The 21,472-nt window shown below is 53.6% G+C and carries 16 protein-coding genes; 7 read left to right on the forward strand and 9 right to left on the reverse strand.

Features of this window, described 5'->3' with window-relative positions:
- Position 1: 1 nt before the first annotated feature.
- On the reverse strand, positions 2-2,689 hold the full coding sequence (locus GG26_RS10405) for a class I SAM-dependent methyltransferase (RefSeq protein ID WP_414390431.1): 2,688 nt from the start codon (positions 2,687-2,689) through the stop codon (positions 2-4).
- A gap of 26 nt (positions 2,690-2,715) precedes the next feature.
- Positions 2,716-4,785: a glycosyltransferase gene (locus GG26_RS10410; protein ID WP_414390434.1), complete on the reverse strand. Its 2,070-nt coding sequence runs from the start codon at positions 4,783-4,785 to the stop codon at positions 2,716-2,718.
- Between the two features lie 171 nt (positions 4,786-4,956).
- Between GG26_RS10410 and GG26_RS10415 the strand changes: the two genes are divergently transcribed.
- The 3 genes from GG26_RS10415 to GG26_RS10425 all read left to right on the forward strand — a co-directional run bounded on the left by GG26_RS10415 (position 4,957) and on the right by GG26_RS10425 (position 7,547).
- On the forward strand, positions 4,957-5,100 hold the full coding sequence (locus tag GG26_RS10415; RefSeq protein WP_011432125.1) for a hypothetical protein: 144 nt from the start codon (positions 4,957-4,959) through the stop codon (positions 5,098-5,100).
- 579 nt (positions 5,101-5,679) lie between these two features.
- Positions 5,680-6,579: a 2OG-Fe(II) oxygenase gene (locus GG26_RS10420; protein WP_011432127.1), complete on the forward strand. Its 900-nt coding sequence runs from the start codon at positions 5,680-5,682 to the stop codon at positions 6,577-6,579.
- Between the two features lie 17 nt (positions 6,580-6,596).
- Positions 6,597-7,547, forward strand: coding sequence for a glycosyltransferase family 2 protein (locus GG26_RS10425; protein ID WP_414329084.1), 951 nt, complete (start codon positions 6,597-6,599; stop codon positions 7,545-7,547).
- A gap of 109 nt (positions 7,548-7,656) precedes the next feature.
- Here the strand turns inward: GG26_RS10425 and GG26_RS10430 are convergent, their stop codons facing one another.
- Positions 7,657-8,208, reverse strand: coding sequence for a type IV pilin protein (locus GG26_RS10430; RefSeq protein ID WP_414390439.1), 552 nt, complete (start codon positions 8,206-8,208; stop codon positions 7,657-7,659).
- 204 nt (positions 8,209-8,412) lie between these two features.
- Between GG26_RS10430 and GG26_RS10435 the strand changes: the two genes are divergently transcribed.
- A complete protein-coding gene (locus tag GG26_RS10435; RefSeq protein WP_414390442.1) occupies positions 8,413-11,337 on the forward strand; it encodes a methyltransferase domain-containing protein in 2,925 nt (974 codons plus the stop codon).
- 81 nt (positions 11,338-11,418) lie between these two features.
- Here GG26_RS10435 and GG26_RS10440 read toward each other — a convergent pair whose 3' ends face one another.
- The gene (locus tag GG26_RS10440; protein WP_414390445.1) at positions 11,419-11,931 is read right to left on the reverse strand and encodes a phosphoribosyltransferase; all 513 of its coding nucleotides are present in this window, start codon (positions 11,929-11,931) and stop codon (positions 11,419-11,421) included.
- Between the two features lie 77 nt (positions 11,932-12,008).
- Positions 12,009-12,929, reverse strand: a complete 921-nt coding sequence (locus GG26_RS10445) for a branched-chain amino acid transaminase (RefSeq protein ID WP_414390447.1) — start codon at positions 12,927-12,929, stop codon at positions 12,009-12,011.
- 289 nt (positions 12,930-13,218) lie between these two features.
- Here GG26_RS10445 and GG26_RS10450 point away from each other — a divergent pair, with 289 nt between their 5' ends.
- Together GG26_RS10450 and GG26_RS10455 are read left to right on the forward strand one after the other, a co-directional pair.
- Complete coding sequence (locus GG26_RS10450) at positions 13,219-13,551, forward strand: PepSY domain-containing protein (protein WP_240530558.1); 333 nt, start codon at positions 13,219-13,221, stop codon at positions 13,549-13,551.
- Between the two features lie 202 nt (positions 13,552-13,753).
- Positions 13,754-15,187: a hemolysin family protein gene (locus GG26_RS10455; RefSeq protein ID WP_414390451.1), complete on the forward strand. Its 1,434-nt coding sequence runs from the start codon at positions 13,754-13,756 to the stop codon at positions 15,185-15,187.
- A gap of 4 nt (positions 15,188-15,191) precedes the next feature.
- Here the strand turns inward: GG26_RS10455 and GG26_RS10460 are convergent, their stop codons facing one another.
- Positions 15,192-16,727 carry an aminotransferase class I/II-fold pyridoxal phosphate-dependent enzyme gene (locus tag GG26_RS10460; protein WP_414390454.1) on the reverse strand — a complete coding sequence of 512 codons (1,536 nt, stop codon included), beginning with the start codon at positions 16,725-16,727 and terminating at the stop codon, positions 15,192-15,194.
- A 122-nt stretch (positions 16,728-16,849) separates the two neighbouring features.
- Between GG26_RS10460 and GG26_RS10465 the strand changes: the two genes are divergently transcribed.
- Positions 16,850-17,416 (forward strand): DUF2854 domain-containing protein, encoded by a 567-nt coding sequence (locus GG26_RS10465; RefSeq protein WP_099812264.1) that lies wholly within the window; start codon positions 16,850-16,852, stop codon positions 17,414-17,416.
- 193 nt (positions 17,417-17,609) lie between these two features.
- On the opposite strand, the gene GG26_RS10470 is transcribed toward GG26_RS10465, so the two are convergent.
- The 3 genes from GG26_RS10470 to GG26_RS10480 all read right to left on the reverse strand — a co-directional run bounded on the left by GG26_RS10470 (position 17,610) and on the right by GG26_RS10480 (position 21,438).
- On the reverse strand, positions 17,610-19,685 hold the full coding sequence (locus tag GG26_RS10470; RefSeq protein ID WP_240530482.1) for an AMIN domain-containing protein: 2,076 nt from the start codon (positions 19,683-19,685) through the stop codon (positions 17,610-17,612).
- Positions 19,686-20,011: 326 nt separating this feature from the next.
- Positions 20,012-20,734 carry a hypothetical protein gene (locus tag GG26_RS10475; protein ID WP_011429877.1) on the reverse strand — a complete coding sequence of 241 codons (723 nt, stop codon included), beginning with the start codon at positions 20,732-20,734 and terminating at the stop codon, positions 20,012-20,014.
- Entirely contained in the window at positions 20,734-21,438 is a 705-nt protein-coding gene (locus GG26_RS10480; RefSeq protein WP_011429876.1) for a PilN domain-containing protein, read from the reverse strand. Before GG26_RS10480 ends, GG26_RS10475 begins: the two co-directional genes overlap by 1 nt.
- Positions 21,439-21,472: the final 34 nt, after the last annotated feature.

Raw genomic sequence — 21,472 nt, forward strand, 5'->3', positions numbered from 1 at the left:
ATTATACATTATTTTCAGTATAGTTGAGCTTATTATTGACTAGAGTCATGCTCTCCCATTGATAGGGGTTCAAGCCAGCTACCACTGAACAGAACGGCTCTCTACTGAGCTCTAACCCCTCTTCCATGAGCCTGAGAGCTATGTTGCCTGCAGCTATCTCCAGAGTTTGATTGGCCAGTTGTGGATCCGGATCCCCTAGGAAGATCAGAGCATAGTCTTCTGGCTGAGGACTGCGCAGAATTGGCTCCAGCAAGCTCTCCAATTCTTGGATAAGCTGCTCTGTCTCCATTTCCCAGTAGGGGAAAAGGCCCACGTTGATCTTGCTCAGGCGGATCCCTTGTGGTTTGGAGGTTTCTGTTATGCTATCTCTAACTCTAATCACTACCAGGTTTTCTGAAGGACTTAACCACGCGGGACTAGGCCATTCTTGCAGCTCTAAGCTATCGATCTTCCAACCATAGGGCTCAGCTACACTGTGCAGCCGAAAGAAAACTCCAACTTCCTGCTCAAAGTCATGGACAGCCTTTGCGCATCCTTGCCAGTGTTGATAGTCATCGACCTGGATAAACCCTCTGGGATGAACTTGATGATAGAGATGACGCAAAATATCCATCGTTGACTGATACCAGTCAGCATCTGCATGCAGCAGAGCAACCTCGCTCACTTGCTCTCGATAGGCAGGCAAGGTGTCAGCAAACAGCCCTGGCACGGGGACAATGAGATCCCAAACTCCCAGTTCCTTGGCAACCACCTCTAAGTTCTCCGAAATGGGTGCTGCTAAGGCACCGGATCCAAAACCCGTATCGTTGGCACCAACTCCTCGATAATCTCGATCCACCTCTGTTGGATCAGGCATACCTGAGAAGGTATCGAAAGCATATAGCCTGCGAGGTCGACGGCTGTAGTTCTTAATCACCCAGGCCAGCAAAGCTGAGCTTCCACCCCTGCAAACACCACATTCTACAAAGTTCCCAGGAATGTCTTCTTCACAAACCTGCTTAGCCAGTGAATAAAGGCTCCAAAGACGCTCAAAGCCCAGCAAGGTAAAAGATTTAACTTTCTCTAGCACCCTAGACAACTCAAGGTTACAGACCGGATAGTCCTTGAGGTGCTCTGGCAATGTCCAATTCACAGCAGGGTCTGGAATATGCTCAACGGGCTTGACATTTCCTCGCCAGGCCACTCCCATAATTTGCATGGTCTGGTAAATCATCGTGTTCCAGCCCCTGTCTCTCAAGTAATTCAAACCTTCAGCCACATCCGGCGAGGCTAGATCATGAAACAGAATCAAGGCATCCTCAGCAGCGTATTGCTCTGCCACTTGAGCATCCTGCAAGGGAGCCGGCGAGTCATGATTCCCATCAATGTAAATTAAAGACCAGCGACGATCCTCTTGCTGGGCAATTTCCTCTACCTTTTCCGGACTGTAGCCAGGGTAGAGATTGACATTAGAGCGAACTCCAGCCGAGCAGAGAGACTGGTTCACGCTCTCATAAGCCAGTGGATTTTCCAAAATTGGATCGACAACATCGAGAATAACACCTCCTGCTGACAGGTGAGCAGTTGACCAGCCCAACCAACAGCCGATCTCCAGAGCAGATTTTCCTCGAAACTTTAGCGCAGTATTGTACAGAATGTGTGCCTCGTCCCGACTAACAAAGCCGATGGTAGGTTGACGTAGATCCGTATGCCAAAGGTGAGGAACTTCTTTCCGTAGATAAGGCCAGGGGTGAGAGCTTGGCTCGGCCGCAATCATTGAAGGAAAGCTATGGTCAAGATGTATTCTAATCTGGTTAGGCGATACGTAGTCGTATCTCTTGACCGGAGTGGAGATGATGCCTGCATACCGCAAGCTAGCTTCAATCTTAAAACCTTCAGTTGTAAGCGCAATATGAGTTGGTCTCACCTTAACGTCGGCTGTAAGATGTATGATTCCTACTGGATTGTGAGGTGGAAAAGGATCCACCCAAATCTTCCTTTGCAAATCCCATTGGGGCATCTCATAATGGGCTAGCCAGTTGCAATTTAATGGCAAAAGTTCAACTCTATCCAGACCTATATCTCTATAAATAGCCACGTTTAGAGCAAACTGGTCTGTCCACAAATCAAGGCACCTAGAAATAGCTTGACCTAATCTTTTGCCCCATATTGACCAATGAATAGACTGTCTGGCACCAGAAAACACACCAGCATTTAGCAGAGGCTCTATATCTAAACGATCAAATTCCGTGTGGTAGAAGTAAAGGTGGTAGTGCCGAGATATCCAAGTTTGCATCCAGGGTCTATTCTTATGTTTAGCTACTAACTCTGGAACTATTGAGAAGCTCTTTCTTTTTGCTCCTAAGACAAGAAGATCAATCGCAGACCAGTCTTGCACCCAAGCATCTGCATCAATCCAAATGTAAACTTCATAACCTGGGAAATATTCAGGCAAAAAAGGTCTAGAGACCAGCGCTTTGAGGTACCTAGGTTGTTTATCGACATCAGGAACGTTGTAATTCCAATCTGGCTCTACGATATAGTCAACGTACTGACCTATCCATTGCAACTGCTCTGGCGTACACCCTACATCAAAAAATCCAATATCTACAGAGTTGCCCTGTGGCTTTTCTCGAATAGAGAGAATAGTTCCCTGAACCAATTCAAAAAACTTGCTATCGGCACTTGTAACGATGATAGTTGAGTTCATGACTTCTATCTCTCCTCTCTAAGACCTTACTTCTTGTCGAAAAGATGAAATCTGTTTATGTAGCAAAGAGCTCCCTTTTGACCGGCTATGATCTCCCCCTGCCAGAGGAGATGAGAGGGATCCAGCATCTGGTCAATCCGCTTGCGGTCTTGCTCAGAGGTAAACTCCACGTAAATCACCTTGATGTCCCTAAGCTGCGGCTGCAGGTTAGCCAATACCTCCACCTCATCCCCACCCGTAGCTACCCTGAGCACATCGATGGACTCCAAACCCAACTCCTTCAAAGCTTCCCTGGCTTCTCGGAAAGGGAGCACCTGCTCCACTCCCCACTCGGCCTGAGGATCCTCCGGCCAGAGGCGACGGGTTCTGCAACTATCCTGCCCCGCCAGCCCCACCGAATGCACAAAGCAGTTGCCCAGGCCAAGAGCATTCTGCCGCAGCAGGTGTAGAGCTAGGGGATCCACCTCAAAACAGTGAATAGCCGCCTCAGGGTGAAGAGTTCTGAAACAAGCGCTGGCCACGCCCACCCCCGCTCTCGCATCCACGACAACCCTGACATCAGAAAGAACAGAAACAGCAGGCTGATAGACTCGACTAAGTCTGGCCACCGTTCCTTCGTACTCGACGCCTTCGTACCCCCACAGCCAAGCTGACAGAACGGAGCTGCGGCCTTGGACTAAGTCAATGAGAAAAGTTTCTGTTATGTTTCCCGCATTGGCAAAGAGGAGCTGGGTGTCTTCTCCCAGGATGAAAGCAAAGCTGGTTCTCAAAGGCTGCCCCAGCCGCTGCAAGTCCTCAGCTGTGCACACCACCGCATCAAAGCTGGGCCAACTGGCTGGCTCCCCCCTCACCTCGTGAACTCGCTCCGGCACTCCCTTCTGCTGCAGCAGGGCACAGGGATCCCCAAACCCCTCTTCCACGTACAGCTCCAGCCGCGGCAAGTCCAGCAAGTCCGCGGCTATCACCCCAGGACAGCCTCGGCCAACAAATACCCTCAGTCGCTCCTGCACGCGATGCAGCTCTTGAATGGGCTCGTAGATTCCTAGTCGTGTGTCTATCCAGGCAGAGCTGGCCGTGCTGACAAAGTAGCGCACATCAGAGCGGGGCGAGTAACGAAAGGGCTCCGGCAGCTCTCCCCCAAACACCCAGTCCAGCAGGTTCTGAATGCGGTGGCGGGGATGCCAGTGTTGGTCGAAAGTGTGATAAGCGCGGCGGGCAATTTGAATGGCCTCCTGGGGATGGTCTAGGTAGTAGCGGATTTTCTCCAGGAGTTGGGCTTCGGAGTTGTAGGTGTCGCAGTAGGTGCCGGGCGCCAAAAGTTCGTCCAATCCTGAGGCGAAGGAGAGCTGGTCAGTAAGCAGAAAGCCCCCTGCAGAAATCACTTCCAGGTTCCTTAAGTTCAGATCCCCATTTTGGCTGCAGTTAAAGGAAATCAGAGAATGGGCAAACCATTTGGCTGCCTCTTGGCGGTTGGCTGTTTTGATGAGGATGGGCAAATCTGCATTCTTTATGGCTTGAACCAGCCGGCAACGCCTGGGATGGCGGGATCCCTGTTGGCCGATAAAGACCACTTGATTTTCTCTATCTTCCACCCAATCGTGGGTAACAGTGCGCATGGAGATAAGAGGCAACCAGGCAAGATTCTCAGCGCCTGCTGCGGCAAACCAGTGCAAATGCTGGAAGTTATAGGCAGTAGCGACGTAATCAAAGCCTTCAGTAGCCCAGTAAGCCAAGAGATGGTTGATGGGAAACTCCCAGTGGTGGGTGTCTCCAGCTAGCAAGAGTGTGGGGCATTTAAACTTCCTTGTATTTAGGGGATTACTCCGGTCAACGCTGGAAGTCCAAACAATAACTAGGTCAAACTCCTTATTTGTAATTTGCTCAGACTGCTGCACAAAGTCATAGAGGTCATAGTCTCCCTCTGGGCACTCCACCAATTCCTTAGAGAGATTGACAAAGTTTAGTCCAAAGCCCTTGGCTTTCCTCTTGGGGCAAAGACTGACCTGCCGATCTGAAAGCTGCGGGGGCGGGATATAGTCTGGCGGAGTTGGCCAATTGAGGAGAATTCGCGGAGCATTGGCCTTGATGTCTTGCATTTCTCGACTCCCCAAGTTGAGCGGCAGGTTCTTCTAGCTCCTACAGGCTACTAGGATTGGACACAACAACAAGGGATCTCTGTTGCCCTGGAAAACGATAAGCCGAGCATAGGTTATAAGCAACCCCATGGATCCCTGTCTGCAAGAGCCGAATCCAGTTTACCTGCCTGGATGGCCCCTACCCAAGACGAGCTCTCCTACGACAATGGCATACCCATGGAAAGCTGGCGGCACACGTGCCAGATGGACTTGCTCATCTCCACCACCCATGCCGAGCGAGGTTTTGAGGCTGTACCCAGCGAAGTGGGAGGGTAGGAGGCCACCTGGATTCTGTGGGCCACTGCCGCTGGGGAACTGATGCCTGCCAAGGCTGAACTGGAGCAGCAAAGGGCTGAGCGCCTGGCCTAAAAGTTGTGAGAACTGGGGGTGGATCCGGGTACATTAAGTTAGAGCAGACGTCAGGGATCCCTCCCCATGGATTGCCAAGACCTTGCTCAGGATCTTCTCCTAGAACTGGAGCAAGCTCAGAGTCTCACCCAGCTCTTAGATTGGGCTTTAGCCTGCCTTCCTAGCCAGCAAATCTTCTGCCAGATTGGCTGGGAAGAGTCCGCAGCTGTTTTGCAGGCAATGCTTCGCTATCCTGAAAAGTTAGCAGTGATTCTACGGAATCCCCTACAGAGCTCATCCGAAAAGTCAATCAGCACAGAAGATATCCAAACCCAAATTTCTCAGTTGGGATTAGAAGAACGGGTTCTACTCCTAGAAGGCCCCATTCCTGCCCTTTTGGCAGATCTCGGTCAATGTTTCCCAGAGACCCAGATTGGCGTTTGTTTCTGGACTGAACTCACGGACTACCGTACCTGTCTGCTTCAGTCTTTGCTACTGCGGGATTACTTGGCCGACTCAGCCCTATACTTGGTCAACCATTGCCGCTACGGAGCCATAGCCCAAGCCAACCTAGATTTGATGGGGATAGATCCCAGTTTTCATCTGCAGAAGGTTTTGCCCAATCTAGGCCAAGGGATCCATCTCCTCACTTGGGATCCCCAGCACAAAGGGTTAACCGAGCAGGATCTCGCTCACATCCAAGCAATTGGCCCTGGATCACTGCTGGCAGCTAACCCGGTATTCCTGACTTTTACCCAGCCGGATCCCTCAGAACCCAACCGGTTTTACCCCTGTAAATACATCAAGCTGGATAACTTCCTACCTCAAGAGCTCAACCAAGCCATTCTCCAACATGCCATTACCCACCAAGACAAGTTTATCCCTTCCAAGAGCTACAGCAAGAGCAACACCGAGGCAGAGTCACTAAAATTTCGCCGCTCCCTGAGGCTGGACTTCGCTTACTTTCAGGAGCATGGATCCCTGCTGCGAGAAAAAATTGCGGCTGTTGCTCCCCAGATTTTTGCCGAGCTAGGCATTGAGAACTTTGACATTCAAATCTTTGAGATGGAGATGATTGCCAGCCATGATGGCTGCTTCTTTACCGCCCACACCGATAACTCCTACCCACAAACTGCCTTCCGCCAGGTGAGCTGCGTATATTACTTCCACAAAGAGCCAAAGCCTTATCGAGGAGGTGAGCTGCGCATCTACGATACCCAAAGGCAAAAACCTCATCCACCAATCCTGCACGGGGCATACGATGAGGTAACCCCTACAAATAACAGCATCGTCTTCTTCTCCAGCAGTTGCCTACATGAGATCCTGCCGGTATTTAGCCCTAGCCAAGCCTTTGCCGATAGCCGCTTCACTATCAATACTTGGCTAGGAGCCAAGCAATTCACCTAAAGGCTTGCAGCTCCACCATGGCCAGAGTTTGCATAATTACCACTGTTCGGGATCCAGGCGTGTGCTTGGAGTCGTTCATTCGCTATCACCTTGCCCTTGGAATTGCCCATATTTATATCTTCTTTGACGATCCAGAGGATCCCGCTATTCAGGTGGCACTTCAGTTTTCCGATGTAACGGCTATTCCCAATGATGAAGCTTTGCAAGTTCAACAAGCATTGGGGAATGTTCTCTATCCAAAATATGGCCCTCATACTGGCTATGAGGTCATGGCTCGTCAGATCCTTAACGTAGAAACGGCTATACAACTTGCCCTAGATCAGGGCATGGACTGGATTCTTCATATTGATGGAGATGAGCTTTTTTATCCTGGCCAGATGATGGCTTTGGATTGGTTTGATCAAGTAAGCGACGATATATTCCAGGTTACGTTCCTAAACCACGAAGCAGCTCCTGAAGTATTTGAAGTCGAGGACTATTTTCGCGATGTCACTCTATTTAAGAAAAACCCTGCTGCCTTAGAGCCAGGACTCTGTACTGAGTTTCAGAGAGTTTCCGGCAAGAGTCAATACTTTTTAGCTTATCAAAATGGAAAGTCAGCAGCTCGGATCCATCCCACTCTCTTACCCAATAGCGTACATAGCTTTGATATTCCAGAATGTCATACCTTGGTAACATCATTCCCCTCTATTTTGCACTACTTAAACTGCGGCTTTCAAAACTACTATAAAAAGTATGCTCAACTGGGAAACTTTCCTGACTACTGGTGGCGCTCAAAGTCTAATCCTATTCGGGTTCCCTTTCACTTGGCCTCACGGGACGCTTATTGCTCAGGAGATAGAACTTGCATGGCAGCTCTTTATCAAGAGTTCATACTTTACAGCAGTCCTGAAACCAACCAGAACCTCATCGAAAAGGGTATTCTTACTCGCATCTCCTACCCATCACAGTTACTGTCCTCGCTCTAGTTCACTGGTTTAGCCTAGAGCCCTTGCCTACTCTTGAGGGAGACTGGAGCAACTGAAATAAAAAAGCTCCCCACAGGGAGCCACGGAGTACATAAAGTAGAGATAGAAACTAGTCAAAGACGTTGCAGCTCTTACCAACAAAGGTAGACACAGTAGCCACAGCTGTCTCCTGTGATCCCAGGCCAATGGTGCACTGAATAGGTTGACCAGAAGCGTTAACGTAGCGGCTTGCACCCGTGACAGCAGTGGTGTCCCAGCGCATCCCCTGAGGCGCAGTATTAGTAATACCGCTGGCCACTGGTGTTTGGTAATTGGGGGCGCTCCAGGGATCATTCATAAACTTATCGCCCCTAGCGCCGCAGGAATCAGCCCCACTAGTGGTAGGACATCCGAACTCAATTCTGGTGTAGCTGTCCGGGTACACGCCAACATCTAGGCGATAGACTTCAGAACCACGACCCACTGCCGTGAGAGCTGCTTGAGCTTCAGCAGTGCGGGAGCGGCGCACCTGGTTCAGGAACTGCGGGATCGCCACCGCAGACAGCACACCCACAATTACAATCACCACCAACAGCTCAATCAGGGTGAAGCCCTTAGACGCAGAGAGGATATGCTGAGCTAGCTTGGCCCGAAACAGAGACTGACGAGACTTCGCGCTCATGGTACTCGATCCTTTGACAACTTAGAGAGTTATACCGTGCAGGTTACCTGCCGCTATTAACTTACCCCGCTGGCGGGCAGTTCATAACAGTCCCCTCCCACGGAGTGCGATTGCGGATCTCTGCTAGGGGCAGCCCAAAAACCGGTGGTCTAGCTGAGCTGGCTGCAGCGGGGCAAACTAGGACTAGTGATCTCCTTCCCACCCATGAACCCTACGCTGCAAGCCCGGATCCTGGAAGCTAGGCAACTGCTTCAGCAGGCTCCCAATGCCTTTGCAGAGTGGCTGGTGGCTTTCTACCGAGAGCAAGACGCAAAGGGTTGGCGGGAGTTTTTGCGGGGCTTCTGTGACCTCCCCTCATCTTCATTGGCTGATGAGTCGGCTTCTCCCTCTGAGCCAGAGGCAATCACCCTATCGGCGCTGGAGCAGGCCTTGGTTGCCAACCGGCTGGACCTTGCCTACCAGCTCTACACGCCACTGGTGAGAGCAGGGATCCTGTCCCAGGAGAAAGTCCTGGATTTGTTGCTATCCCTTGCTGCTCGTCTGGAAACCAGTCCCACACAGGAGCCACAGCAGCGTCTCCAGGTTTGTCTGAAGCTGCGGGAGATGGCCTTTGAGCTGGATCCAAGCCGGCGGGACAATGCCCAAGTTTTGCTGATGCGGGCTCTGCAGGCCCAGGACGAGCTGGCAGTGAGCTTCTATGGACAAGCCTTACTGGATAGCCTAGGAGGCGAAGAGAGCCTAGACATTACTCAAGAGCCACTCCTTACTGAATTGCTCGCGCGGCTATGGGATGACGGCTACCTGGATTTGTTTTTTGAGGTGGCCACAGCTTTACAAGCTCGTCTTTTGGAGGACCAGAAATCCGGATTTGCTGCTTTGCTGGCCCAGCTGGCTCATGCTGTGGATCCCGAGCAGGCGAAGCGCTATGAAGGTTTGTGGACGATAGAGGACTTAATCGGTGACTTTTTTCAGAGGGCAGCCCGCGCCTTCTTCCAGAACTCTACCAGTGATGGCTATTCCATTTTAGGAGAAGCTCTCATCACGGCGGCCGAGAGCTCACAGGTGCAAGAGAACTTTACTCTTCGTCTATCCCTTCTATCAGAATCGCTGGAAAAGTTGATCCATGCTGCACAGCCAGAACGGATAAACCTTGTTATTCAAAAAATTATAGACTTGATTTTGTCAAGGGAAACTAACTTAGAGTCCTTAAAAATTGATGGCGAAAATCTACTTGAGAGCTTAACAATTTCCAAATCCATTATATTTCGAGTTTGCTTTTGTTGGAGTTATCTAACTGACGATCGCTCTCTGATTCGTCATTACCAACAAATTGGTTGTAGAATCTTTAACGACTGCCTAAGCTTAATGGCTTCTCAGCGAGACTTTCTTTGGTCGGAATATTGGCAGAAGAATCAGCAAGACTACTGCGGATCTGGCAGAACTAAGCGAAAGCTGAGGGTAGGCTTTCTGGGTAACTGCTTTCAGCGACATTCGGTCGGCTTTCTCAGTGAGGCTACTCTCAGGAACCTATCTCGCGATCTTCTGGACGTTGTCTACTACTACTACCAGGGGTGGAAAAATGAAGATATGGCCAGTCATGACAATATGTATCAAAAGTTTCGCTCTCACGAAAATCTCCATTTTCGCTTTTTTCCAGGAGAAACCAAGCCGCCTCAAGTAGCTGCTCAAGCGCGTGAGGATCGCATCGATATCATGGTTTTTATGGACTCCCTTACCAGTCACGATGCCAGCATCGTAGCAGCTTTGCGGGCCGCTCCTATCCAAATTGGTTGGCTTGGTGGAGATGCTGTCGGTTTGCCGGAATTTGACTACTTCTTTGCCGATCTCCATATCCTTCCTGAGGAGGCCCAAGCTGACTACCATGAAAGAATTATTCGCTTGCCCAGCTACTGCGCTGTTGATCATCTGGACGTCTGTGCTGCCAACGAGGTAGACTTTAAGACTAGTCTGAGAATAGAGCCGAAAAATGTTGTTTTCCTAACCGCAGCTAGTGCTTACAAACGTACTCCCAAATGTATCGACGCTCACCTGCAAATCCTAAAGGCCGTTCCCAACGGAGTTTTGATTGTCAAGGGATCAGGAGAAATTGCTACGGTTATTAGACGCTACCAGGAAAGAGCCAAAGAGCTGGGCGTTCTCGATCGCGTCCGATTTCTTGCTAAAGCCAGCAGTGTGGAAGAGCATCGTGGCCAACTAGCCTTAGTGGATCTCGTTCTGGATACCTTCCCCTACACAGGTGCAACCCACACCATGGAAGCTCTCTATATGGGTGTGCCAGTCCTTACCCTAGTGGGCAGGCATTACTATGGCCGAATGAGTTACAGCCTGCTGAAAAATGTTGGCCTCGAGGATTGCATCACCTGGTCGGTGGAGGAGTTTATTGAGCGTGGGATCCAGCTAGGCAATAATCCAGAACGCTTGGCTAAAGCTAAGCAAACTATTCGAGATTCATATCACGGATCAATAGTATGGGATCCAAAGCGGTTGGCTAAAGCCATGGAGAGAGTTTTCTTCGAGCTAGCTTATGAGCATCAACTTATTCAATCTATTCCTCCTCTAGAAGATTGCCAAGCTGAGCCCAAGCCCGCTGAGTCTATTCGTCTTCATATTGGAGGTAAACAGCCTCATCCAGACTGGAAGATTCTAGATATTCAGGTAGGAGACCATGTGGATTATGTTGGAAGCGCCATTGATCTCAGTCAATTTGAAGATAACTCTATAGAAGCCATCTACGCTCCCTATATTCTGCAGCGCTTTAACTACACACGTGAACTACCTACTGCTCTCAAAGAGTGGCACCGGGTTTTGCGCTTTGGTGGCCAGTTGATGATCAGTGTCCCAGATATGCCTACTCTCTGCCGTCTTTATCTGAAGGATGAAGTTTCTTTAGAGCAGAGGTTTCGCATTATGCGTATGATGTTTGGTGACCAAGTAGATGAGCAAAACTACCATAAAGTTGGCTTCTCGTGGGAATACTTATTTGCTTTACTTGCTCAGGTAGGTTTCAGGGTTATTCGAAAGGTGGACAGATTTGGGCTGTTCAATGATTGCAGCGATATGGTCTTTCTCGGGGAACCAGTTAGCCTGAATGTAGTTGCAACTAAGTAGGGGTGCAACTTCAGCAACCGGAATACGGTGTATTGAGCTGCTTGTCGATCTAAAAGCTTACTCAGGAGTTAGATTTGCAGTTTAACCCAAAGAGCGCAGGGACTCCATTAGCTGCTTGGGTGTCATCTGCTCGTAGGGCTCGAAGGGCTGATGGATCCAGGGATTATCCGGCAGGTAGTCCACGTAGTAGTCGGGCTGGTAGACAGAGGCCGCTTTGTACCAAAGTACGCCGGTGCGGATTTCCTCGATGTAGAAGCCGTAGTGGTGTTTGAGCCAGTGGACGGCCCGCTTCAGGGTCATGCCGGAGTCGACTAAGTCGTCCACCAACAACACATGGCTGCCCAGGTTGGCAGTGGTCATAGCCAGATCCCGCGAGAAGATCAGTTGCCCCCGCTTGCCAGGGCCGGAGTAGGAGGAAGCGGCGAGAATGGCCAGGGGAAGATCGAACAGACGGGCCAGGGTATCGCCGATGCGCAGCCCCCCTTTGGCGATGCAGACAATTTGGTTAAACTCCCAGCCGCTTTCGTAAACTTTGACGGCCAGCTCTTCGATTTTGCGGTGGTAGTCGGCCCAGGTAATGGAAATCTCGTGCAAGGGATCCCTCTCCCGCAGTCTGGATTGGTCAATTCTAATTCTCCCCTTCGGCAGCCTGCCGATGGCAAGCTGAGGGTCTAGCTTTCTTTTAGCGGGATCACCTTCACCCAGTGGGAATAGGCGGGATCCCGGTTTTCCATGATGGCTGTGAGCTTCTGCCGCAGTTGCTCGGTAATGGGGCGGGACGACGGCAGGACGTACTGCTCGATCTGGCGGATGGGCGTGATCTTGGCGGCGGTGCCAGTGAGGAAGGCCTCGTCAGCAATGAACAGCTCTGACTTATCGACAGGGCGTTCTTGGGTGGGGATCCCTAGGTCGCGGGCCAAGGTGAGGACGCTGTCGCGGGTGATCCCTTCTAGGATGTCCTGGTCGAAGCTGGGGGTAATCAGCACGCCGTTGCGCACGATGAAGATGTTCATGCCCGAGGCTTCGCTCACTTTGCCCTGGGAGCTGATTAAGATAGCTTCGTCGAAGCCAGACTGTACTGCCTCGGTCTTGGCCAGGGAGGAGGTAATGTAGGCGCCAGTGATCTTGCCCCGCAGCGGTAGGCTGCGATCCTCCTGGCGGGCCCATGAGCTGATGCGGCAACTTACCCCTTCCGGCGAGAGGTAGTCTCCCAATTCCAACCCGTACACGAAGAAGTCTTTCTCGATGTTGTGTAGCCGCGGTGAGATGCCCAGGTCGGAGGTATACACCAAGGGGCGGATGTAGAAAGAGGTGGAAGGGCGGTTTTTCCGGATCAGCTCCACAATGACCTGCTCGATCTTCTCCGCAGGCAAATCGAAGCAGAGTAGGCGAGCACTTTGGCTTAGCCGTCGGCAGTGGCGATCCAGGCGAAACACCAGCACTTGATCCGGATTTTGCGGATCGGGGATCCCGCGCAGGCCGCCAAACGCTGCCGTCCCGTAGTGCAGAGCATGGGTGGCAATGGAGATCTTCGCCTCGGCAAAGGGAACGATCTGGCCCTGAAAGTAGGCGTAGGGCAGAAAATCGGGCATGGTCGGCACCTACTGCGGTGGGAAAAGATGTAAGAGTAGGAATATTATCACCGATGGAGGCAGCGCCGGCAGCACTCGGGAAGATATATGCACCGCAGGGTTTTTTAGCCAGTCCATTTCTGCGAGGGCTGCGGCGGCAAATAGCTTCTAATCTACGAGGGGCTGACGAACTACACCCTATGACGCAAGGAGCCCACTCCCCTTGCGAAGGCAACAATGCTCTTTTTGGCAAGGCTTCTTTCACCCCGAGGGTGGTAGGGTAAGAATGTGGTTACTCAAACAGTTGGAAATGAAGCTTTCAAAACCTTCTGTTGCTTCCTTGCTTTTGCTGGGCGTTTTGCCCCTCAGCAGCCCGATGCTAGGGGTAGGCGAAAGCACAGAGGCAGCTTTTGCTCAATCTCCTGCTCCAGCCGTCCGCATTGAAGAAGCGATTCAGATTGCTCGATCTGCTGTTCCCAATGCTGTGATCAAAGAAGTTGAGTTGGAGCGCGAAGATGGGCGCTTAGTTTGGGAAGTAAAATTCACCAACGATGTTGAAGTCAAGATCGACGCCACTAGCGGCGATGTTGTCGATATCGATGACTGCACGAACTGGGGTAAGCGTTGCCGGAAAAAGCGGTAGTTGCCACTGCTTGATGAATGCTTGATGAAAAAGTAGCAATCTTGAGAACTGCAAAAGCTGGGGATCCCGTTCATTTGGGCAGGGGGAAGGTGTTCGCATAATAGCCGCCCGATGGCTGAGGCCAGTTTAACTGCTGGCCAGGGGCAGGTGGTCGAGTCGGTCTGGGCTAAAATGCTCTCTATCCGTCTTGCTGCTCCCCCTGATGGACGACCCTCCTTTAGCCTCGGCCCCCAGCCCTGAGTTCTCTTGGGGAGAGGCGTCTCTCAGTCTCCTCTGGGTTATCGCCCTTCTCCTCATCAACGCTTTTTTTGTGGCGGTGGAGTTTTCCTTGGTGTCGGCGCGGCGCTCCCGCATGGTGCAGCTGGCCAGCGAAGGGAACCGCCAGGCGGGGATTGTGCAAAAGGCCCAGGAACAGTTGGAGTATGCCCTCTCCACCACCCAGTTGGGCATTACCCTAGCCAGCGTGCTGCTGGGCTGGATTGGGGCCACCCAGGTTGCGCCGACGCTGTTTTTGGCCTTGAGGCAGTTGGCTTGGCTTCAGAATGTGGATCCCGCCCTTATCCGGGGAGTGGCAGTGGTGGTGGTGTTTTCGCTGCTCACCTATTTCCAAATTGTGGTGGGAGAGCTGATCCCGAAAACTCTGGCCATTCTCTACTCGGAGCCGATTGCGCTGCAACTGGCCTGGCTTAACCGCTTGGTGAGCCGCTTTTTGCACCCTTTCGTGGAGCTGCTCCGGTTCTCCTCCCGCTGCTTGTTGCAGCTTTTTGGCGTCCGCATCCCGGAGGCCACTTCTTTTTACAGCACCATGACGGTGGAGGAGCTGCAACTGCTGATTGCCTCGTCGGTGGAGTCGGGCAACATCGAGGCGGAGGAGCGGGAGCTGTTGAGCAATATTTTCGAGTTCGGCGAGACGGTGGCCAGCGAGGTGATGATCCCGCGCACCAGCATCGACGCCGTGCCGGAAACTGCAACGGTGCAAGAGGTGCTGGCGGAGGTGGCGGAATCGGGGCACTCCCGCTATCCGGTCTACGGCGAGTCTTTGGATGACATCCGCGGGCTGATCCACGTTAAGGAGTTGATCGGCCAGTTGGCCAAGGGATCCCTGGATTTGCATAGCCCTATCACCCCCTTTATCCGCGAGGCCCACTTTGAGCCGGAGAACAAGCCGATTGCCGAACTGTTGCCGGAGATGCGGCAGCACCACTGGCCGATGGTGGTGGTGGTGGATGAGTTCGGTGGCACGGCGGGCCTGATCACCATCCAAGACCTGGTGGAGGAGATCGTCGGCAAGCTCTCCGATGGCCCAGATCCCAAGGCGAAGGAGCCGGATATTCAGGAGCTGGACGAAAATACCCTCCTCATCCAGGCCCAGTTGGACATTGAAGAGGTCAACGAGCGCTGCCACCTCAACTTGCCCCTCCACGAGGACTACCAGACCCTGGGGGGCTTTTTGATCTACCACCTGCAGAAGATCCCGCGCGTGGGGGAAAAGTTTACCTACCAAGACATGGAGTTCCAGGTGGTGCGCATGGAAGGGCCGCGGGTGGATCGGGTGAAGGTCGTCCGCCACCGCCGCAGCTCTCCCAACCCCCTGCCTTCCCTGCCCCCTGCTCAGACGGCGCAGCCGGGCACTTGAGGAGCTAGGTTTTGACGACCTTGAGGGTCTGCAGCCGCACATCTTCGGGGCCGTTGATAAAGCCGCCTGCCTCGTGCACCAACAGCAGATAGTCCACCGCTTCCTGGGTCACTTCTTCGCCGGGCACCAGGATTGGGATCCCAGGGGGGTAGGGGGAGATGATCTCGGCACAGATATGGCCCACAGCCTCCTGGAAGGGGATCCGCTCGATGGGGGCAAAAAAGGCCTGTCGCGGCGAGAGCCGTTGCGGCGGCAGGGGAGGGCGTTTTAACTGGGCCAGGCGCCGCAGTTTCTCGGCCAGCGCCAGCGAGGGCTGGGATCCCTGCGCCTGCTCCGACAAGGCGGCCACGCTCTCCACCAGCCGGTCAATATCCCGCTGGGTATTGCCGAGGCTAACAATAAAGACCACGTTGTGCAGGGTAGACATCTCCGGCTGCACGTGGAAGTGCTCGTTGACCCAGTCATGGGCGTCGAAGCCAAAAAGGCCCAGCCCCGACACCGTCACCGTCAGGCGGGTGCGATCCAAATCGAAAAAGCCAGGCGTGGAGCCGATGCGCTCTGGGCCAAAACAGAAGATACCGGGGATGCGGTTGAGGCGGGCGCGGGCTTGATCCGCCAGGGTCAAGGTTTGGCCTAGCAGAACTTCCCCTTCCAGGGCCATCTGCCGCCGCGCCACATCCAGCGACATCATCAGCACGTAGTTGGGGCTGGTCGATTGCAGCAGTTGCAGAATGTTGCGCACCCGGTTGGGATCGATGCGGGATCCCTTGAGGTGCAGCATCGAGGCTTGCGTCATGCCGGAGATGACTTTATGGGTGGACTGCACCACCAGGTCGGCGCCGGCTTCCAAGGCGGAGAGGGGCAGTTCTGGATGAAAGCCCAAGTGGGGCCCGTGGGCCTCGTCCACCAGGAGGGGCAGGCCGTGGGCGTGGGCAATGGCCGCCAGGGCTTCTAGGTCGCAGCAAACCCCGTAGTAGGTGGGGTTGACCGCCAACACACCTTTGGCGTCGGGGTGCTCGGCCAGGGCCTGCTCCAGACCGGCAGGAGTGATGCCGTGGGCAATGCCCAGCTCCGAGTCAAAATCCGGCTCAATGTAGACGGGCACGGCCCCAGAGAGGATCACGCCGGCAATGGCCGACTTGTGACAGTTGCGCGGCAGCAGAATCTTGTCCCCTGGGTCGCACACCGCCATCACCAGCGTTTCCACGCCGCAGGTGGAACCGTTGACCAAAAACCAACTGCGATCCGCTCCATAAGCTGCTGCAGCCAGCTCCTGGGCCTCTCGGATCACGCCATCGGGGTCGTGGAGGTTGTCCACCTCTGGCAGCTCGGTCAGATCTGCCCGGAAGACGTTCTCTCCCAAAAAGGTCCGCAAGTCGGCAGGGATCCCGCGCCCCTGTTTGTGGCCTGGCGTATGAAAAGGAGCTTTGTCCAAGCTGCAATAGTGGCGGATGGCCTCAAAAAGAGGTGCTCGCTCTTGGGCTTTGCGATCCAGCGAGCGCAAGCAACGAGAGGTTTTGGACAGATTGGACAGAACCACAGACCACTCCTCAACACACCAGGTGGGCATTTTGTGATTATCCATCCCAATGGAGGCTAAGTCCACCGCTGGCGCTTTTCCTGCTAGCCTGGGTTTTCAGGTGGCCTTTCTTCCTCTCCTGTATGTTTGAAAAACTGCCCTTCCCCCTGAGCACTCTCGTGTTGCTGGCCGGCGTTGCCGCCACGGCTTGGGGCTTTGCCCACTACAACGATCCCACCCTCAATCTCATCGGCCTGTTTGCCGGGATCCCCTTGCTGTTGGGAGGGATAACCATGAAGGTAGTGGAACTCAAGCCGGTACCTGCCCTGGCCGCCCCTTCTCTCGAGGTGATCCAAGCCCGCGCCCAGCAGGCCACGGAAATTCAAAAGCAAGTCCGCGCCGATATCACCAAATATAGCTACGGGGCTAATGCCCACCTGGAAGATGCCCTGGAGTTTCTGGGTCTGCGCGGCCCTCTGGAAGCAGATCTGCCCAAGGTGAGAGGGTACAGAGAAGAGCTGCGAGATGGCCGGTATACCTTGGTGCTTCTGTTCGATTCCCCCAAGGTTCCCTTCCAACAATGGCAGGAAAGCTACCAGAAAAAAATGCAAGGCTTCTTTGGCCGAGATGTGGAGGTGCAACTGGGGCAGCCCCAAGAAAATCAGGTGGAATTGGCGCTTGTTGCCCGAGGTGGATCCCAGGCCACTTGAAGAAGCCATTAGCTGCTGAATGCAACTCAACGGATCCCGAAGCTAATGCAGCCAGTAACTCAGGACTGTCGAGAGTTAACTCATGAGGGGTGTGGGGAGCTATGGGTCCTGCGCTGTGCCTGTAGTATCAGTGTTGGGAGGATATCACGAAACTTGGCAGTTCGGCATAACCCTATTTTACGGATTGGGAATTTTACGGATTGGGAGGAAGACCAAAAGCAACATTATCATCCATAATGTAGGGCGTTAGCATGAAGACCACCTCATTGCGCTCGTTATTCACACTCTGAGATCGGAACAAAGCACCCAAAAGAGGCAAGTCGCCTAGGAAAGGCACTTTTTGAACGTCAACAGTGTCTCTGTCTTGAATGAGGCCAGCAATAATAAAGGTTTGCCCATCTCTTAACCTGAGCTGAGATGCTTCCAGCCGCCTTCTGTCGATGTTAAAAAGTTGAATGCCTGCAAAGTCTCCGCCTTCCAATACTTGAATGGGTACAGGAATAGAAATTTCCGGCTGAATGGTCAGGGTAACAAACCCATTGTCATCTATCCTAACTTCTGAGACGTCAAGGATAACCCCAGCATCCTCTCGCTGCAAACGCTGAGTAACAACTGGAGGCTGGTTTTCGCCCTGGGGTATGGTGATGGTTTCAACGTTAACAGGCACGCTGGTTGCAATGCTAATTCGACTGGATCCGCCATCTGCCACCACAACTTTGGGGTCAGTTAGAATTTTTCCAGTTCCATTTTGTATTGCAGACTGCACTCTTAGAGCCAAAGACTGCTGCAGCCGGTTGAGAGTGTTAAATATTCCCGTGATGGATCCTGATGGGCCTGCAGGGCCGATAGAGCTTACCGAGGATCCCGCAGGTTGATTGAGCGGTTGACCACCAAAATTGGCGTCTCCCAAGGTTCCAAGGGCAAAGTTGCCAGATGCCCCTCCCAAGTTAACTGATAAGCTTTCGTTTTTGTTCAAGCGAATATCAACTGCTCTCAGGGAAATCAAAACCTGTCGCCGACGCACATCCAATTGGGCAATCTGAGCAGCCGCGATGTCCTGCTGCCGCGAGTTGCCGATCACCGTAATGGAGTTGGTGCGCTCGTCCACAACGAATTGGGCACCGGGAGCAACGGCGTTCAAAACTTCTTCCAGCCGACTGGCCAAATCGGTGGCGACTGCCTGATTCACGCGGTAATTGCGCACCAGGATCTCAGTCACCCCTGGCAGGTTTTGTCCAACAAATACGGTTTGGCCCCTTCGCTGGGCCTGCAACTGTTTTAGCCGCAAGATAAAGTTGAATGTCTCCTGTAAGGGCGAGTCTTGCACGTCCAGAGAGATGGTTAGATCGGGTGGGACGTCGTTGAGCACCACATTCAACCCTGCTCGCCGCACCAACAAGCTCAGCACATCGCCCACAGGAGCATCTTTCAAGGTCAAGCTAATCCTGGCATTGGATCCGAGATCCACTGTAGGTGGATCAGGCAGGATTGTGCCAACGGCAATATCTCCAGCAGGAGGGGCCACAGCTCTCCCCTGGAAGGGGGATCCAGTGGGCAAGCTTCCTGGCGGCAATTGCGGTTGGTTAAGCTGGCCCACGGAGGGCACCTGAGAAATGACCGGCCTAGGAGAAGCTGGCTGAGGAGTAGGAGCTGTCTGAGCTGGCGGGGAAGAGGGGGAGTTTTGGGCAAGAGGCTGAGGAGTAGCAGCTGCCACGCGGGGAGAAGGAGAGTTTTGAGCAGCCGGAGAAGAGGCAGGGGTTGCCGGTGGGGCACCAGGCTGAGCTCGAGTTGGCGAGGCTGGTTGATTGGGCACTACTTCTTGGCTGGGCGCTGCAGCTACAGGAGCTGGCAGGGCAGAGGGCAAGCCCTCAAACTCGAAGACCAACTGCGTTGGGCTACGCTGGGCCAGCAAGCCCTGGGGAGCTGCCGCAACGCCGGCAATTTCTATCCGCACGCTGTCATTGCCCATTTGCTTGGCCTCGATGAAGCGCACTCCCGGCAGGGGAGACTCCTGACGATAGCGACCTTGACCTCCATCCAGTTGGGCATTGGTGATATCCCCAATCCAAGATTGGCCCTGCTGGGTAAAGAACACCTGTGGACGGGCGCCCCCTGCGGTGTTGATCTCCAGCTTCATGCGGTTGCCGTGGGGCACCAGGCGGATATCGGTAATGCGGCTGAGGCTTTGTGGATTGGCGGAGGTCAACTGCTGGGCGGCGGCTTCATCGAGCTGGCTTTCCACAGCCAACAGGGGCAGTGAAAGGATCAAGCTCAATGCACATCCCCAGGCGACTCGACGGTTCATCATCCTCACACCTCACTCCGTTAGCCAAGCGTGTTTCTGCTTTACTTCAGCACGGGTTCACCCAGTGCTTCCCTAATCAAAGCCGAAATTTTCGGCTTTGCCACTACCTGCAGCCGCTTTAGGGGAAATTTTTCGATAGGCAACACTATCTGTGCTTTTCCCCAATGGTTCCCATTTCCCGCCCGTCCCCTCCAATCCCAGTAGCGAGTCTCTTCAGGTGGGATCCCGTGGGGAAGCGACACTCAAACGCAGTGTATAGATTGGCTACAGATTGGCCTTGCCAAGCCGGGCTACTGGCTGGGTGTTGGCTGTCCTCCCTCAGGAGGTGTTTGCCCTTCAGGTGCAGGAGCAGTGCCGAGAGGAACGCCTTTGTTGTAGTAGTAAGCAACCAGATCGAAAGCGGCGTCTAGGTTCTCTGTGCCTTGGCCAGGGTTGAGAGAGATGTTGCTCACCCGGAACAGAGCGCGAAAACGCTCGATGTCTCTCATGAGGTTGATGATGTCGGTGTAGGGACCCCGCAGGGTGACGCGGGTTGTCTGCAGTTGGATGGCTGGGGCGATGATGGCAGGCACTTCTGGGTTGTTCGAGGAAGCTGGCGTCAGAGGGGAAGGGCTGAAACTGAGCAACTGAGCATTGGGTTGTCCCCGCACCAGTCGGTTGAGATCGATCAGTTGCGTGTCGGCATTCTCGGGGGTGGCGAGCAAGGCGCTGATCTGTTGCTGCTGCACGCGAGCCCTCTCGATTTGGTTGGGCAGATCCTGTAAGCCGGCAATCTGGCCCTGTACCTCCTGCAACTGGCTGGTTTTTTGGGCTACCTCTCTTTCTAAGGCTTGCACCTCTCTAATCAGAGGACGGAGTTGGGTGAAGGCCAAAAAGCTCGCCGCGCCCAGGCCCAGGATCCCGATCAACAGGCCAATGCGAATAGGGGTCAGCTCGACCCCCAACAATACCGGCGGCCCTGCCGGAGGTGCCACCAGTTGTTCGTCGTGAAAACTTTCCACCGAGCCGGTCATCAGTTCCCCTCCACTTGACGCAAAATGCGGATCTTTTCCACCAAGCCTATCGCTCCCCGCTGCTCCAGCTCGCGGGTCAACTCCGGGTCGGGATCCCCTATGGTTCGAATAGTAACCGTTAGGCCGTAGGTGACGCTGGGTTCAGTTTCAGGGGTGCCCTCCACTCGAGAGGCACTGTTGAGAACGGCACTGGTTACGAAGTTGGAATCCAGCAGAGTGAGCAAAAAGTCGTTCACCAAGGGAAAATCCAGCGCCCCGCCTTGGATGTTCACAGTATCGCCAGAGGCGCTGATGTTGGTTATCCATACCCCTTGCCCAGGGATCCTGCGCCGCAGTTCTTCTAGAATGGCCGACCAGGGCTGGACGGATCCGAGAAAAGAGCGAAACCCTTCCGTCTGGGTGCGAATGGTTTGCAGTTCTTGGCTGAGGCCCTGGAGTCGGGTCAACTCGGCATTGGCTGTGCTGAGTTCACCGTCGAGGCGGGTTCGCTCTGCCCTCAGAGTATTCCGCTGACGGGAAAAGCTGTCTTGGAAATACAAGAAAGCCCCCATGGCCACAGCAGCCACGGCAACCCCCAGACCAATGGCCAAAGCCCAGCTCTCAGCTCCGGCGGCAGTTTCCGGGCCAGCCACCACTCCCCCTGTCTGAACTGTGGTGGGAACCTCCGGTCTTTCTTTCAGAAAGTTGATCTCTGGTGTGTACATCTCACCGCCTCGCTCATGGTTGGGTATTGCGCTT

It is taken from the genome of Synechococcus sp. 'PEA 65AY6A-5F PE A' (assembly GCF_047462575.1).
Classification (GTDB): Bacteria; Cyanobacteriota; Cyanobacteriia; order Thermostichales; family Thermostichaceae; genus Thermostichus.

Coding starts and splice junctions, on each gene's coding strand:
- GG26_RS10415 (WP_011432125.1), top strand. CDS start 4,957: ATGGCCCCTACCCAAGACGAGCTCTCCTACGACAATGGCATACCCATG.
- GG26_RS10435 (WP_414390442.1), top strand. CDS start 8,413: ATGAACCCTACGCTGCAAGCCCGGATCCTGGAAGCTAGGCAACTGCTT.
- GG26_RS10455 (WP_414390451.1), top strand. CDS start 13,754: ATGGACGACCCTCCTTTAGCCTCGGCCCCCAGCCCTGAGTTCTCTTGG.
- GG26_RS10445 (WP_414390447.1), bottom strand. CDS start 12,929: ATGCCCGATTTTCTGCCCTACGCCTACTTTCAGGGCCAGATCGTTCCC.
- GG26_RS10450 (WP_240530558.1), top strand. CDS start 13,219: ATGAAGCTTTCAAAACCTTCTGTTGCTTCCTTGCTTTTGCTGGGCGTT.
- GG26_RS10430 (WP_414390439.1), bottom strand. CDS start 8,208: ATGAGCGCGAAGTCTCGTCAGTCTCTGTTTCGGGCCAAGCTAGCTCAG.
- GG26_RS10410 (WP_414390434.1), bottom strand. CDS start 4,785: ATGCAAGACATCAAGGCCAATGCTCCGCGAATTCTCCTCAATTGGCCA.
- GG26_RS10480 (WP_011429876.1), bottom strand. CDS start 21,438: ATGTACACACCAGAGATCAACTTTCTGAAAGAAAGACCGGAGGTTCCC.
- GG26_RS10405 (WP_414390431.1), bottom strand. CDS start 2,689: ATGAACTCAACTATCATCGTTACAAGTGCCGATAGCAAGTTTTTTGAA.
- GG26_RS10425 (WP_414329084.1), top strand. CDS start 6,597: ATGGCCAGAGTTTGCATAATTACCACTGTTCGGGATCCAGGCGTGTGC.
- GG26_RS10465 (WP_099812264.1), top strand. CDS start 16,850: ATGTTTGAAAAACTGCCCTTCCCCCTGAGCACTCTCGTGTTGCTGGCC.
- GG26_RS10475 (WP_011429877.1), bottom strand. CDS start 20,734: ATGACCGGCTCGGTGGAAAGTTTTCACGACGAACAACTGGTGGCACCT.